We start from the raw sequence: 14055 nt of genomic DNA on the forward strand, positions 1-14055 counted from the left end.
CTCGGCTTACCTCGCGTTGCTGGCGCCAACCGGGGATTCCGGCTGAAGCTTCAGGTAGAAGTAGAACAGCACCAGCGTGATCGCGATCAGCAACGCGGCGCCGGCACTGGCCAGGCCCCAGTTGAGGAACGATTGCACCTGCTGAATGATGAACTCCGGCAGCATCATGTTCTGCGCCCCGCCGAGCAGCGCCGGGGTGACGTAGTAACCGAGCGACATCACGAACACCATCAACCCGCCGGACGCCAGCCCCGGCCGGCACAGCGGCAGGAACACCCGGAAGAAGTTGGTCCACGGGCTGGCGCCGCAGATCGAACCGGCCTGCAGGATCATCGGGTCGATGGCCTGCATGGTTGCCTGCAACGGCAGGACGATGAACGGGATCATGATGTAACTCATGCCGATCACCACGCCGGTGAGGTTGTGCACCATTTCCAGTGGCTGATCGATGATGCCCAGCGCCATCAAGGCCTTGTTGATAACCCCCGAGGCCTGCAGCAATACCAGCCACGAATAGGTGCGGGCGAGCAGGCTGGTCCACATCGACAGCAGCACGATGTTGAGGATCCAGCGGCCCCAGCCGCGCGGTACCAGCGTGATCGCCCAAGCCAGCGGGAAGCCCAGCAACAGGCTGAAAATCGTCACCAGCCCGGCCACCGAAAAGGTGTTGAGCAGCACCCGTGCGTACGCCGAGTTGGCGAACAGTTGTTCGTAGTTGCCAAGGCCGGGGGTCGGTTCGAGCACGCCGCGCAACAGCAGGCCAATCAACGGCGCGAGAAAGAACAAACCGAGGAACAGCAGGGCCGGGATGAGATTGCCGGCACCTTTCCAGCGTTGTCTGAAGGTGGGGATCGAGCCGACAGCGCCAGTGGCGCTCCCGGTCACCGTTGCGGGGCGGGGCGCAGTGGCCGCCATTTTCATTTGACCAGCCATTCGTTCCACCGTGTCGCGATGGCTTGACCGTTCTTGGCCCAGTACGCGAAATCAAGCGTGATTTGATCCTTGGCGTAGGCCGTCGGCAGGTTCGGGGCCAGCACCGAGTCCAGGCGCGCCACGCTGTCGATGTTGACCGGGGCGTAGGCGGTCAGGTTGGAGAAGTCCGCCTGGCCTTTGGCACTGCTGGCATTGGCCAGAAACTTCATCGCCGCGTCCTTGTTTTTCGAGCCTTTTGGAATCACCAGAATGTCGGCCATGACCAGGTTCTGTTTCCAGCTCACGCCGACCGGTGCGCCGTCTTCCTGCAGGGCATGAATCCGGCCGTTCCAGAACTGGCCCATGCTTGCTTCACCGGAGGCCAGCAGTTGCTGCGACTGCGCGCCGCCGCCCCACCAGACGATGTCTTTCTTGATGGTGTCGAGTTTCTTGAAGGCGCGATCCAGATCCAGCGGGTAGAGCTTGTCAGCCGCTACGCCGTCGGCCAGCAGCGCCAGTTCGAGCACGCCGGGGCTTGGCCATTTATAGAGCGCGCGTTTGCCGGGATAGGTCTTGGTGTCGAACAGGGCGCTCCAGTCTTGCGGCTTGGCAGCGCCGAGCTTGCCCTCGTTGTAGCCGAGGACGAAGGAGAAGAAGAACGAGCCGACGCCGTAGTCGCTGACGAAACGCGGGTCGATCTTGTCGCGCTGGATGACGTTGAAATCGAGGGGTTCGAGCAGGCCTTCGGCAGCGGCGCGCAGGGCAAAGTCGGCTTCGACGTCGACCACGTCCCACTGCACGTTGCCGCTTTCGACCATGGCCTTGAGTTTGCCGTAGTCGGTCGGGCCGTCCTGCACGACGGTGATGCCGCTGGCCTTGCTGAACGGATCGGCCCATGCCTGTTTCTGCGCATCCTGGGTGCTACCGCCCCAGCTGACAAAGTTCACACTCTCGGCGGCCATTGCAGCCTGGCCGGTCACGCTCAGCAGTCCCGCAAAAAGGATTGCGGTTGCAGCTTTGTTCAACACCATTTTTACGCCCTCATTGTTGTGTTTTTGAGCGGGCTTGCGTTGTTGCCCGCCTGTCGGGAGCAGTAGCTGGACGGTTTTTTAGGTCGTCCGGTCTATGGAATATCATATTATGGTATTCCAAACTTTGTGCAAGCACTTTGCCTTACCGGTTATCTGGCGAAGCTGTTTTTTGACCGCTGAAGGATTTTCTAAAGATGAAATTGTGGCGAGGGAGCTTGCTCCCGCCGGGTTGCGAAGCGACCCTCGCTTCTCTGAAAAGCTGGGGCCTGCTGCGCAGTCCAGCGGGAGCAAGCTCCCTCGCCACAGGAAATCACCTGTGTCTGGGCGTTATTCGGTAAACGGAATGCTCTCCACCACCTCCAGGTCATACCCGGTCAGCCCCGCATACTTCAGCGGCGGCCCAAGATGGCGCAGTTTGCCGACACCGAGGTTCTGCAGAATCTGCGCCCCGGTGCCGACCTCCGAATAAATCCGTGATTGCGAGCGGCTGAACTGCCGCGGCGGCTGGGTCAGTTGCGGCACGCGCTCGAGCAGCGCCTGTGACGATTCATGATTGGCCAGCACCACCACAACGCCATGCCCCTCGGCCGCAACCCGTTGCAGCGCTGCCCACAACGTCCAGTTCGATGGCCCGCTGTACTCGGCGCCGACCAGATCACGCAGCGGATCGATCACATGCACGCGCACCAGCGTCGGCTCTTCGCGGCGCAATTCGCCCATGACCATCGCCATGTGCACGCCGCCCTCGATGCGGTCTTCGAAGGTGATCAAACGGAACGTGCCATGCACCGTCGGCAACTCCCGCTCGCCGATGCGCTCGATGGTGTGTTCGGTGCTCAGGCGGTAGTGGATCAGGTCGGCAATGGTGCCGATCTTGATCCCGTGCTTGCGCGCAAACAATTCCAGATCCGGGCGGCGTGCCATGGTGCCGTCATTGTTCATCACCTCGACAATCACCGAGGCCGGAGTAAAACCGGCGAGGCGCGCCAGATCGCAACCGGCCTCGGTGTGGCCGGCGCGGGTCAGCACGCCACCTTCCTTGGCGCGCAGCGGAAAGATATGGCCGGGTTGCACCAGGTCTTCGGCGCGAGCGTCTTTCGCCACAGCGGCAGCGACCGTGCGCGCGCGATCAGCAGCGGAAATGCCGGTGGTCACGCCAACCGCCGCTTCAATCGACACGGTAAACGCGGTGCTGAACACGCTGCCATTGCTCGGCACCATCTGCTCAAGGCCCAGGCGCTGGCAGTGTTCGTCGGTCAACGTCAGGCAGATCAACCCGCGTGCTTCACGCGCCATGAAGCTGATCGCCTCGGGCGTGCAGCAGTCGGCGGCCAGCAGCAGGTCGCCTTCGTTTTCCCGATCTTCGTCATCGACCAGCAGGACCATTTTGCCGAGGCGATAATCTTCGAGGATTTCTTCGATGCTGTTGAAGGCCATGCTGGACTCTCAGGGTTGGTTGCAAATAATATTGGTATACCATAATACAAAATCAACAATGAGGTCACTATGAAGGCGTACTGGATTGCTCACGTGGATGTCGACGATGCCGAGCACTACAGCCAATACACCCAGCGCGCGCCGAAAGCGTTCGCCGAATTCGGCGCGAAGTTTTTAGCGCGTGGCGGGCGCAGCGAAGCGCTGGAGGGCAGGGCTACGCCTCAGCGTAGCGTGGTGATCGAGTTCGAGAGCTACGAGCAGGCGCTGGCGTGCTACCACTCGGCGGCGTATCAGGAGGCGAAACGTTATCGCGAGGAATGGGCAAGGGCGGAGATCGTCATCGTAGAAGGCATCGCCCCACTTTAAGCAACACCATTAAACACTGTGGGAGCGAGCCTGCTCGCGAAAGCGGTCGTTCATTCAACATTTGTATCGACTGACCCGACGCCTTCGCGAGCAGGCTCGCTCCCACAGGGGGATAGGTGGTGATCAGCGGATAAAGTGGATCTTGCCGCTGTCATCATTGCCCATGTAGATCCCATACACCCCGGCCTGACGCTCCTCGATGTAACGCTCGAGAATCTGCCGGATCGCCGGGTAGTAGATCTGCTCCCACGGAATGTCTTCAGGGGCAAAGAACTTGTAGTCGAGAGTCTCGGGTCCGTACTGCCCGGTGATCTCCAGCGCGATCGCGCGGAAGATGATGTATACCTCGCTGATTTTCGGCACGCTGAAGATCGAATACGGCGAGACGATTTCCGCACGTACGCCGCTTTCTTCCCAGACTTCGCGCAGCGCCGCCTGCTCGGTGGTTTCGCCGCTTTCCATGAAGCCGGCGGGCAGCGTCCAGGTGCCGGGGCGCGGCGGGATCGCCCTTTGGCACAACAGGTATTTGCCGTCCTGCTCGATGATGCAGCCGGCGATGATCTTCGGATTGACGTAGTGGATATAGCCGCAGCCGCGGCACATCAGGCGCTCGTGCGTATCGCCCGGCGGTACCTGCTGACCGAGGTCAGGGCCACCGCATTTAGGGCAAAAGCTCGGGCTGAACATGTCAGTGACCTATGCGCGGTTCTTTCAGCGCGATGGGCAGGGTGATCGCCGGCGTGGCGCCGGTCTCTTCCTGTTTGCGCTTCAGATAATCGAGGGCCACGGCAGCCGCCGCACGCACGTGATCGACGCAGGCCTGATGCGCCGCCAGCGGATCACCGCTCTTGATCGCCTCGACCATTTTTTCCATTTCGTGATTACTCGCGCCGCGCCGGTTTTCCTGGGACACCGAGGTCGCCCGCAGGTAGCTGATGCGCGCCTGCAACTGGCGCAACTGCGTGGCCGCAACATGGTTGCCCGAGCCTTCGAGCAGCACGTCGTAGAAGCCCTGCACCGAGTCGATCACCTGTTGCAGTTCGCCGTCCTTGAGTGCCTTGCGGTTCTCGTCGAGGGCTTTTTCCAGGGCCTTGATGTCCTTGGCCTTGGCGCGCAGGGTGAACAGCTGGACGATCAGGCCTTCGAGCACGCAGCGCAGTTCATAGATGTCGACTGCATCGGCGAGGGTGATGATCGCTACGCGCGGGCCTTTGGCATCGGCGAATTCGACCAGGCCTTCGGACTCCAGGTGACGCAAGGCTTCGCGCACCGACGTGCGACTGACACCGAGGCGATCGCACAGATCGCGCTCAACCAGACGATCGCCGGGCATGAGCTGGAAATTCATGATCGCGCTACGCAGTTTGTCCAGCACGATTTCGCGCAGGGTAACGGGGTTGCGATTGACCTTGAAGCTGTCGTCGAGTGGCTGGCGTTTCATGGGGTCCGCTCTTTAAGTTGGCTGTCCATGCCAGACGGGCATCTAAACAGCCGAGGGGTTAACTGGAGGCCTCGGCGTCGGCTTCGGCGAAGGCTTCACGGGCGAGCCGGAAACTGTCCACGGCTGCCGGGACGCCGCAATAAATACCGACCTGAAGCAGAATTTCGCGTATTTGCTCACGACTCAGGCCGTTACGCAAGGCGCCGCGCACATGCAGCTTGAGTTCGTGCGGGCGGTTGAGCGCCGAGATCATCGCCAGGTTGATCATGCTGCGCTCCTTGAGCGACAAACCCTCACGGCCCCAGACATGGCCCCAGCAGTATTCGGTGACCATTTCCTGCAGCGGGCGGGTGAAGTCGTCGGCGTTCTCGATCGAGCGTTGCACGTAGGCTTCGCCCAGCACTTGGGTGCGGATCTTCAGGCCTTTTTTGTACTTTTCGTTACTCATAAATCCTCCAAACACAGTTGTTTCCTGTGGGAGCGAGCCTGCTCGCGAAGGCGTCGTATCAGTCGATGCAAATATTGAATGGTCGACCGCTTTCGCGAGCAGGCTCGCTCCCACATTGGCAATCGTGTGTGGCAATCAGGCCAGGGTCGGCAACGGCCCGAGCTTGCCTTTGTGATAAATCATCGGCGTCACCGGTTGCGCGGGCAGGATCAGGTTCTTCACCGCGCCGACAATGATCGCGTGATCGCCACCGTCGTATTCACGCCACAACTCGCACTCGATGATTGCTGTGGCCTTGGCGAGGATCGGGTTACCGAGTTCGCTCAAATGCCACTCGATGTGCTTGGCCTTGTCCTTGCCTTTACCAGCAAAGGCGTAGGCCTCGGCGGTCTGGTCGGCGGACAGCAAATGGATCGCGAATTTCTTGCTGTCGCGCAGCACCGGGTAGGTGTCGGAAGCGTAATTGGGGCAGAACAGCACCAGCGCCGGGTCAATCGACAGCGCGCTGAAGGCGCTGGCGGTGATGCCGACGATGGCGCCCTCCGGGTCGAGGGTGGTGACCACCGTGACCCCGGACGGAAACGAGCTCATGACGTCTTTGTAAATGCCGGGTTCGATCATGTCGCAGGACTCCTAGCGCATCACAAACGGGTCAGGCATCGGCGCCTGAGAGAGATTGATCCACACCGTTTTCAGTTCGGTGTAGGCCAGCACCGAATCGATGCCGCTTTCGCGTCCATAGCCACTGTTCTTGAAACCGCCAATTGGCGCCATGGCCGATACCGCGCGGTAGGTGTTGACCCAGATGATCCCAGAGCGCACGTCCCGGGCCAGACGATGGGCGCGGCCCAGGTCGCGGGTCCAGATGCCGGCGGCAAGGCCAAACTGCGAGTCATTGGCAATCGCCAGCGCTTCGGCTTCATCCTTGAAGCGAATCACCGAAGCCACCGGGCCGAAGACTTCTTCTTGCATGATCTTCATCGAGTTGCGGTCGCACTCGAACAGCGTCGGCTCGTAGAACCAGCCGTCACCGAGGTCGGTCGGACGCTTGCCGCCGGTGCGCAACCGCGCGCCTTCAGCGATGGCATCCGCCACCAGACCTTCGACCACCGCCAATTGCTGCGCGGTGGCCATCGGGCCCATTTCGCTGTGGTCTTCCTGCGGGTTGCCGATGCGGATGCGCTGGGCGCGTTCGACCAGGCGATTGACGAACTCGTCGTAGATTTCGTCCTGCACCAGCAGGCGCGAACCGGACACGCAGCTCTGGCCCGAGGCGGCGTAGATCCCGGCGATGGCGCCGTTGATCGCGCTGTCCAGGTCGGCGTCGGCGAAGATGATGTTCGGCGATTTGCCGCCGAGTTCCAGCGACAGCTTGGCGAAGTTCTCGGCGCTGCTGCGCACCACATGCCGGGCCGTGGCCGCGCCGCCGGTGAAGGCGATCTTGCGGATCAGCGGATGGCGGGTGAGGGCGGCGCCGGTGCTCGGGCCGTAACCGGTGACAACGTTGACCACGCCCGGTGGAATCCCGGCTTCGAGGGCCAGACGCGCCAGCTCAAGGATGGTTGCCGAAGCGTGCTCGGACGGCTTGATCACAATCGTGTTGCCGGCGGCGAGGGCCGGCGCCAGTTTGATCGCGGTCAGGTACAGCGGGCTGTTCCACGGAATGATCGCGGCGACCACGCCCATCGCTTCGTGCACGGTGTAGGCAAACAGGTCGGGCTTGTCCAGCGGCAGGGTGCCGCCTTCGAGCTTGTCGGCCAGGCCTGCGGTGTAGTGGAAGAACTCCGGTAGATAACCGACCTGACCACGGGTTTCGCGGATCAGCTTGCCGTTGTCGCGGCTTTCCAGCTGCGCCAGTTGTTCCTTGTTTTCCGCGATCAGGTCGCCGAGACGCCGCAGCAGTTTGCCGCGCGCGGTGGCGGTGAGGCCGCGCCAGGCCGGGCTGTCGAAGGCAGTCTGCGCCGCTTGCACGGCGCGTTCGACATCGGCTTCATCGGCGTCAGGCAGTTCGGCCCAGGCTTGCGCGCTGGCCGGGTTGAGGCTTTCGAAAGTCTTGCCGGAGAGGGCGTCGACCCATTCTCCGCCGATGCACATCTGGAAGCGTTGGAGTGTCATGCAACGATCCCCTTTATAGGGTTTTGTCGGGCGTGTGCGTAGTCGAGAAATTGCAGCAGCGTCTGGTTGACCAGGCGCGGCGACTCTACCGGCATCATATGCCGTTGCTCGGGCAGTACCGCAACCTTCGCACCGGGGATGCGCCGGGCCAGTTGCTCGGCCATTTCCGGGGTGGAACCGGGGTCAAGTTCGCCGGTGGCGATCAGCGTCGGTGCCTGGATGCTGCCGAGGTCGTCGGCGCGGTACATGTCCTGAGTGGCGAACAATTCGTAGGTGGTCAGGTAGCCCTGCGGGTCGTTGCCGGCCAGGGTCTGACGAGTGGCCGCAATCTGCGCCGGGTTCGCCGCCTGATATTCGCGGCTGAACCAGCGCGACAGCGCCGCTTCGGCATTGGCGTCCGGCCCGTGTTCAGCGGCCTGCGCGGTGCGGGCGATGACCCCGGCGCGCTGTTCTTCGCTGCGGTTGAACACGCTGTTGAGCACCACCAGGCTTTGCAGACGCTCGGGGTAATGCAGGGCAAACGCCCGCGCCACCAAACCGCCCATGGAGAAACCGATCACCGCTGCCTGGGGCAGATTCAGGTGATCGAGCAGCTCCAGCAACTGATCGGCATAACCGAGCAGGCCGGTGCCGCTGGCCGGGCGCGGGCTGGCGCCGTGGCCGAGCATGTCGTAGGCGATCACCTGGTATTGGGCAGACAGGCCAACGATCTGGCCGCCCCACATTTCTTTGTTCAGGCCCACGCCGTGGATCAAGACCACGGGCTGGCCTTGGCCGGTCGCCAGGTAACTGGTGCCAGCCGGGGTGAGTTCAGCGGTGAGCCGAATCATGGAGCGCTCCTGCAATGCCTTTTTATTGTGATTACTGGGCTTTTTCGGCGGCCAGTTCTTCCAGATCGATGTAGCGGTTGCCGATGCGCGGGTGCAGGCGACCACCGTCGGCGCAACCGAGCACCACGACGATTTCGTCGGCACGCGGCGCGTCCTCGATCTGCATTTCCAGGGTGATGTAGTGCGAGCGCAGACCTTCGTCGTCCTTGTGCATCATCGGGATCTGGATCGACGTGCCCGGGCCGCCGCGCTTGTTGGTGAAGCTCAGGTAGCTCTTGGCCTTGACCGCTTCGCGGTAGTGGTTGCCGAAGCGCAGGGTGTGGATCACGGCCGAGGCGTGTTCGATTTCGCCGTCAGCGCCGACCACTGCCGCTTTGCCGTAAGCCTCGATCTTCTCGGCGCCACCGATGATGCCCACCAGACGCTCGACCATCATTGCGCCGAGGTCGGAGCAGTTGGCGCGGATTTGCGGTTTCAGGTCCTCGACGAAGCCGTTGCCGACCCACGGGTTCTTCATCACCACGGCCAGGCCAACCATGGTCACTGGCTTGTCAGTGGCCTTGCCGCCTTCGATGAAGGTTTCTTCGACATAGCTGACGATCTTGCGAATTTCGAAACTCATGAGCTGCTCCGTAGGGGGATTGAGAGTGTCTGTGCGTCTGATGGTATACCATAATACCGATCGTGCAAGTCCCCCACGCAAGATTTGCCGCATCGATCCGGCGAATGGCGGTGCATTCATCCGCCACCACAATTCTCCTAAACATCATTAACCCTTGTGGGAGCGAGCCTGCTCGCGAATGCGGTGGGTCAGCCGATGATGATGGCGACTGCAAGGGCATCTTCGCGAGCAGGCTCGCTCCCACAGGGAAATTCCTTCGTTACAGGGGGCCGCTTTTGGTTAACAAAAGATAACGTGGCGCCGATTGTCAGACGTTTCCAAAGCCCGATAGGATGAGCCAGCTTCCCAAGGCGCTCTGGACTGCGGGTTTCACGGCTATGCTTGTGACCCATCAGTCACCACGAGCACCCTTGCGGCGCCCTAAGGCCCAATGGCCTAACAATAATAAATAGGGGAAGGTCTATGAGTCGTTGCCGCCCGCCGGCGTTACGCAACACCGCGTTGCTGGCCACAGCACTCACACTGCTGGGCTGTGCTGCCTTGTCGGCACCCGTTCTGGCCGCCGAAGCGCCCGCCGACGGGGTGTATTCCACCGAATCGGCCAAAGCCGCCAAAAGCCTGATACTCGATGTTGTCCACGCCGGCACCCGGTTGGTGGCGGTGGGTGATCGCGGGCACATTCTCTTTTCCGACGACCAGGGCAAGACCTGGACCCAGGCCAAAGTGCCGACCCGGCAACTGCTGACGGCGGTGTACTTCGTCGATGACAAGCACGGCTGGGCGGTCGGCCACGACGCGCAGATCCTCGCCAGCGCCGACGGCGGCCTGACCTGGAGCAAACAATTCGAAGACCTCAAGCGCGAAGCACCGCTGCTCGACGTCTGGTTCCAGGACGTCAACCACGGCGTCGCCGTAGGCGCCTACGGTGCCTTGCTGGAAACCACCGATGGCGGCAAGAACTGGCAGGACGTCAGCGACCGCCTCGACAACCAGGACCAGTTCCACCTCAACGCCATCGCGGCGGTCAAGGACGCCGGGCTGTTCATCGTCGGCGAGCAGGGCAGCATGTTCCGCTCCCCGGACTGGGGCCAGACCTGGGAAAAACTCCAGGGCCCATATCAAGGCTCGCTGTTCGGCGTGATCGGCACCGCTCAGGCGCAGACTCTGTTGGCCTACGGCCTGCGCGGCAACCTCTACCGCTCCAGCGATTTCGGCAGCACTTGGCAGCAGGTCGAACTCAAGGCCGCGCGCGGTGCGCTGGAGTTCGGTCTGTCCGGCGCCACGCTGCTCGCCGACGGCTCGATCGTGATCGTCGGCAACGGCGGCTCGGTGATCAGCAGCAGCGACAACGGCGAAACCTTCAGCGTGTTCAACCGCCCGGACCGCATTTCGCTGTCCTCGGTGACAGCGGCCGGCGACGGCAATCTGATTCTGACCGGGCAGGGCGGCGTGCACACCACTCAGCCAAACGGCGCCGAAATCAATAATAAGAAGGCGGGGCTATGACTTCCTTGAGCACTCATCATCAGGACAAGGCGACGTTCCTCGAACGTCTGATTTTCAACAACCGCCCGGCCGTGATCCTGATCTGCCTGGTGGTCAGCGTCTTCCTGTTCTGGCAGGCCACGCTGATTCGCCCCTCCACCAGTTTCGAAAAAATGATCCCGCTCAAGCATCCGTTCATCGAGAAGATGATGGAGCACCGCAACGATCTGGCGAACCTGGGCAACACCGTACGGATTTCGGTGGAAGCCAAAGACGGCGACATCTTCTCCAAGGAATACATGGAGACCCTGCGCCAGATCAACGACGAGGTGTTCTACATCTCCGGCGTCGACCGTTCCGGCCTCAAATCGCTGTGGAGTCCGAGCGTACGCTGGACCGAAGTGACCGAAGAGGGTTTCGCCGGCGGGGAAGTGATTCCGCAGAGCTACGACGGCTCGCCGGACAGCCTCGACATGCTGCGCAACAACGTCCTCAAGTCGGGGCAGGTCGGGCGCCTGGTGTCCAACGACTTCAAATCGAGCATCGTCGATATCCCGCTGCTGGAGTCCTACCCGGACCCGCAGGATCAGGGCAAGCTGCTGGCGCTGGACTACCGCCAGTTCTCCCATGAGCTCGAAGACAAGATCCGCAACAAGTTCGAAGCGCAGAACCCCAACGTCAAGATCCACATCGTTGGCTTCGCCAAGAAGGTCGGAGACCTGATCGACGGCCTGGTGATGGTGGTGATGTTCTTCGGCATCGCTTTCGTCATCACCCTGATTCTGCTGCTGTGGTTCACCAACTGCCTGCGCAGCACCATTGCGGTATTGAGCACCACGCTGGTGGCGGTGGTCTGGCAGCTCGGGCTGATGCACTTCTTCGGTTTCGGGCTGGATCCGTATTCGATGCTGGTGCCGTTCCTGATCTTCGCCATCGGCATTTCCCACGGCGTGCAGAAGATCAACGGGATCGCCCTGCAATCGAGTGAGGCGGACAACGCCCTGACCGCTGCGCGGCGCACCTTCCGGCAACTGTTCCTGCCGGGGATGATCGCGATTCTCGCTGACGCCGTGGGCTTCATCACCCTGCTGATCATTGATATCGGGGTGATCCGCGAACTGGCGATCGGCGCGTCCATTGGTGTGGCGGTGATCGTGTTCACCAACCTGATCCTGCTGCCGGTGGCGATTTCCTATGTCGGCATCAGCAAGCGCGCCATCGCCAAGAGCAAGAAGGACGCGAACCGCGAGCACCCGTTCTGGCGCCTGCTGTCGAACTTCGCCAGCCCGAAAGTCGCCCCGGTCTCGATTGCTCTGGCGCTGCTCGCCTTCGGCGGCGGCCTCTGGTACAGCCAGAACCTGAAGATCGGCGACCTCGATCAGGGCGCGCCGGAGCTGCGTCCGGACTCGCGCTACAACAAGGACAACAACTTCATCATCAACAACTATTCCACCAGTTCCGACGTGCTGGTGGTGATGGTCAAGACCGCCACCGAGGGCTGCTCGCGCTACGAAGCGATGGCGCCGATCGACGAACTGATGTGGAAGATGCAGAACACCGAGGGCGTGCAGTCGGCGATCTCGCTGGTGACCGTGTCCAAACAGATGATCAAGGGCATGAACGAAGGCAACCTGAAATGGGAAACCCTGTCGCGCAACCCGGACGTGCTGAACAACTCGATTGCCCGCGCCGACGGCCTGTACAACAACAGCTGTTCGCTGGCGCCGGTGTTGATCTTCCTCAACGACCACAAGGCTGAAACCCTCGACCGCGCGGTGCATGCGGTGCAGGAATTCGCCAAGGCCAACAACAAGGACGGTCTGGAATTCATCCTCGCCGCCGGTAACGCCGGCATCGAAGCCGCCACCAACGAGGTGATCAAACAGGCCGAACTGACCATCCTGATTCTGGTGTACATCTGCGTCGCAGTGATGTGCATGATCACCTTCCGTTCATGGGCGGCGACGCTGTGCATCGTCCTGCCGCTGGTGCTGACCTCGGTGCTGGGCAACGCGCTGATGGCGTTCATGGGCATCGGCGTCAAAGTCGCGACCCTGCCGGTGGTGGCACTGGGCGTGGGGATTGGCGTGGACTACGGCATCTACATCTACAGCCGTCTGGAGAGTTTCCTGCGCGCCGGTCTACCGTTGCAGGAAGCCTATTACCAGACCCTGAAATCCACCGGTAAAGCGGTGCTGTTCACCGGCCTGTGCCTGGCCATCGGCGTGTGCACCTGGATCTTCTCGGCGATCAAGTTCCAGGCCGACATGGGCCTGATGCTGACCTTCATGTTGCTGTGGAACATGTTCGGTGCGCTGTGGCTGTTGCCGGCGCTGGCCAAGTTCCTGATCAAGCCGGAGAAACTGGCGGGGCAGAAGGGCAATTCGCTGTTTGCTCACTGATCCGGATGCCTGAAACAACAAAGCCGCAACTCGAGGGTTGCGGCTTTTTTGTTGGTCAAGATCAAAAGATCGCAGCCTTCGGCAGCTCCTACAATGGGCACAAGTACACCCGATATTCACCGGTGCACATGATCCCTGTAGGAGCTGCCGAAGGCTGCGATCTTTTGACTTTGCTTCAAGAGAACTCGGTGCCGAGCACAGCGCTCAACGCACTGCGCGCATCATCCAGCTGCACCAGCGTCGCGTGGCGGGCACCCAGTGCATCGCGGTTCTCGATCGCCGTAAGAATCGCCTTGTGCCGTGGCAACGCCAGTTCATGCAGATTCGGCCGTTGATTCGAATGCTTCAACGCCTCGGCAATCGCCACCGAGAGCATGTTGCACAGGTTCGCCAGCAAATCGTTATGGGTCGCGTCGGCAATTCGGCTATGGAAGTCCAGGTCCGGTTGCAGCAAGGCCTCCGGTGTCGGCGCGGCTTCCATGCGCTGATAAGCCTCGCCGATGGCGGCGATGTCGTCCTCGGTCGCATGCTGGGCGGCGAGGGCGGCAGCGGCCGGTTCGATGATGCTGCGCACGCTGGTGAGCACATTGAAGAATTCATTCTGCGGGCTGCTTTGCATCAGCCAGTGCAGCACGTCCGGGTCGAGCATGTGCCATTCGCGACGGGCTTTGACCACCGTGCCAACACGCGGTTTGGAGTACACCAGCCCCTTGGCCACCAGCACTCGCGTGGCTTCGCGCAACACCGGGCGGCTGACCGCGTATTCCTCGCACAGCAGTGCTTCGGCGGGCAGTTTGTCGTCGGGCAAAAAGCGTCCGGAGACGATCTGCATGCCCAGTTCCTGGACAATGCGCGAGTGCATGCTTTTACGGTCGGAAGGTTTGCGGTAATCCATGGGGAACGGCGCGATCCTGAGCGATGGAGATGCCGCGCATCATAGCAGGCACCAGACAATCTTGAGGCAGA

Annotated in this window: 14 protein-coding genes; 3 read left to right on the forward strand and 11 right to left on the reverse strand. The window is 61.6% G+C overall.

The window, feature by feature from the left end; translation table 11 throughout:
- Positions 1 to 6 precede the first annotated feature (6 nt).
- The 3 genes from ACM6HV_RS26890 to ribBA all read right to left on the reverse strand — a co-directional run bounded on the left by ACM6HV_RS26890 (position 7) and on the right by ribBA (position 3380).
- On the reverse strand, positions 7 to 921 hold the full coding sequence (locus ACM6HV_RS26890; protein WP_414905798.1) for an ABC transporter permease: 915 nt from the start codon (positions 919 to 921) through the stop codon (positions 7 to 9).
- Complete coding sequence (locus tag ACM6HV_RS26895; protein ID WP_414905727.1) at positions 918 to 1943, reverse strand: ABC transporter substrate-binding protein; 1026 nt, start codon at positions 1941 to 1943, stop codon at positions 918 to 920. The genes ACM6HV_RS26890 and ACM6HV_RS26895 overlap by 4 nt, the downstream gene beginning before the upstream one ends.
- A 327-nt stretch (positions 1944 to 2270) precedes the next feature.
- Positions 2271 to 3380 carry a bifunctional 3,4-dihydroxy-2-butanone-4-phosphate synthase/GTP cyclohydrolase II gene (gene ribBA / locus ACM6HV_RS26900; protein ID WP_414905728.1) on the reverse strand — a complete coding sequence of 370 codons (1110 nt, stop codon included), beginning with the start codon at positions 3378 to 3380 and terminating at the stop codon, positions 2271 to 2273.
- A gap of 69 nt (positions 3381 to 3449) precedes the next feature.
- On the opposite strand from ribBA, the gene ACM6HV_RS26905 reads away from it, so the two are divergent.
- Positions 3450 to 3746, forward strand: a complete 297-nt coding sequence (locus tag ACM6HV_RS26905) for a DUF1330 domain-containing protein (protein WP_414905729.1) — start codon at positions 3450 to 3452, stop codon at positions 3744 to 3746.
- Positions 3747 to 3869: 123 nt separating this feature from the next.
- Here ACM6HV_RS26905 and ACM6HV_RS26910 read toward each other — a convergent pair whose 3' ends face one another.
- The 7 genes from ACM6HV_RS26910 to ACM6HV_RS26940 form a co-directional block, all read right to left on the reverse strand.
- Positions 3870 to 4433, reverse strand: a complete 564-nt coding sequence (locus ACM6HV_RS26910) for an NUDIX hydrolase (RefSeq protein ID WP_041062549.1) — start codon at positions 4431 to 4433, stop codon at positions 3870 to 3872.
- 1 nt (position 4434) lies between these two features.
- Positions 4435 to 5187: a GntR family transcriptional regulator gene (locus ACM6HV_RS26915; RefSeq protein WP_041062542.1), complete on the reverse strand. Its 753-nt coding sequence runs from the start codon at positions 5185 to 5187 to the stop codon at positions 4435 to 4437.
- A 58-nt stretch (positions 5188 to 5245) separates the two neighbouring features.
- Positions 5246 to 5635, reverse strand: a complete 390-nt coding sequence (locus ACM6HV_RS26920) for a carboxymuconolactone decarboxylase family protein (protein WP_047293876.1) — start codon at positions 5633 to 5635, stop codon at positions 5246 to 5248.
- Positions 5636 to 5770: 135 nt separating this feature from the next.
- Positions 5771 to 6256 (reverse strand): flavin reductase family protein, encoded by a 486-nt coding sequence (locus tag ACM6HV_RS26925; protein ID WP_414905730.1) that lies wholly within the window; start codon positions 6254 to 6256, stop codon positions 5771 to 5773.
- Between the two features lie 12 nt (positions 6257 to 6268).
- The gene (locus tag ACM6HV_RS26930; RefSeq protein ID WP_222014916.1) at positions 6269 to 7750 is read right to left on the reverse strand and encodes an aldehyde dehydrogenase; all 1482 of its coding nucleotides are present in this window, start codon (positions 7748 to 7750) and stop codon (positions 6269 to 6271) included.
- Positions 7747 to 8580, reverse strand: a complete 834-nt coding sequence (locus ACM6HV_RS26935) for an alpha/beta fold hydrolase (protein WP_414905731.1) — start codon at positions 8578 to 8580, stop codon at positions 7747 to 7749. Before ACM6HV_RS26935 ends, ACM6HV_RS26930 begins: the two co-directional genes overlap by 4 nt.
- Before the next feature lie 31 nt (positions 8581 to 8611).
- Complete coding sequence (locus ACM6HV_RS26940) at positions 8612 to 9202, reverse strand: amino acid synthesis family protein (RefSeq protein ID WP_007968626.1); 591 nt, start codon at positions 9200 to 9202, stop codon at positions 8612 to 8614.
- Between the two features lie 462 nt (positions 9203 to 9664).
- Here ACM6HV_RS26940 and ACM6HV_RS26945 point away from each other — a divergent pair, with 462 nt between their 5' ends.
- Together ACM6HV_RS26945 and ACM6HV_RS26950 are read left to right on the forward strand one after the other, a co-directional pair.
- Positions 9665 to 10708, forward strand: a complete 1044-nt coding sequence (locus ACM6HV_RS26945) for a WD40/YVTN/BNR-like repeat-containing protein (RefSeq protein WP_047293884.1) — start codon at positions 9665 to 9667, stop codon at positions 10706 to 10708.
- A complete protein-coding gene (locus tag ACM6HV_RS26950; protein ID WP_414905732.1) occupies positions 10705 to 13089 on the forward strand; it encodes an efflux RND transporter permease subunit in 2385 nt (794 codons plus the stop codon). The genes ACM6HV_RS26945 and ACM6HV_RS26950 overlap by 4 nt, the downstream gene beginning before the upstream one ends.
- A 175-nt stretch (positions 13090 to 13264) precedes the next feature.
- Here ACM6HV_RS26950 and ACM6HV_RS26955 read toward each other — a convergent pair whose 3' ends face one another.
- On the reverse strand, positions 13265 to 13984 hold the full coding sequence (locus ACM6HV_RS26955; RefSeq protein WP_414905733.1) for a FadR/GntR family transcriptional regulator: 720 nt from the start codon (positions 13982 to 13984) through the stop codon (positions 13265 to 13267).
- Positions 13985 to 14055 lie beyond the last annotated feature (71 nt).

Source organism: Pseudomonas sp. IT-P260 (genome assembly GCF_949768395.1).
Lineage (GTDB): Bacteria > Pseudomonadota > Gammaproteobacteria > Pseudomonadales > Pseudomonadaceae > Aquipseudomonas > Aquipseudomonas parakoreensis.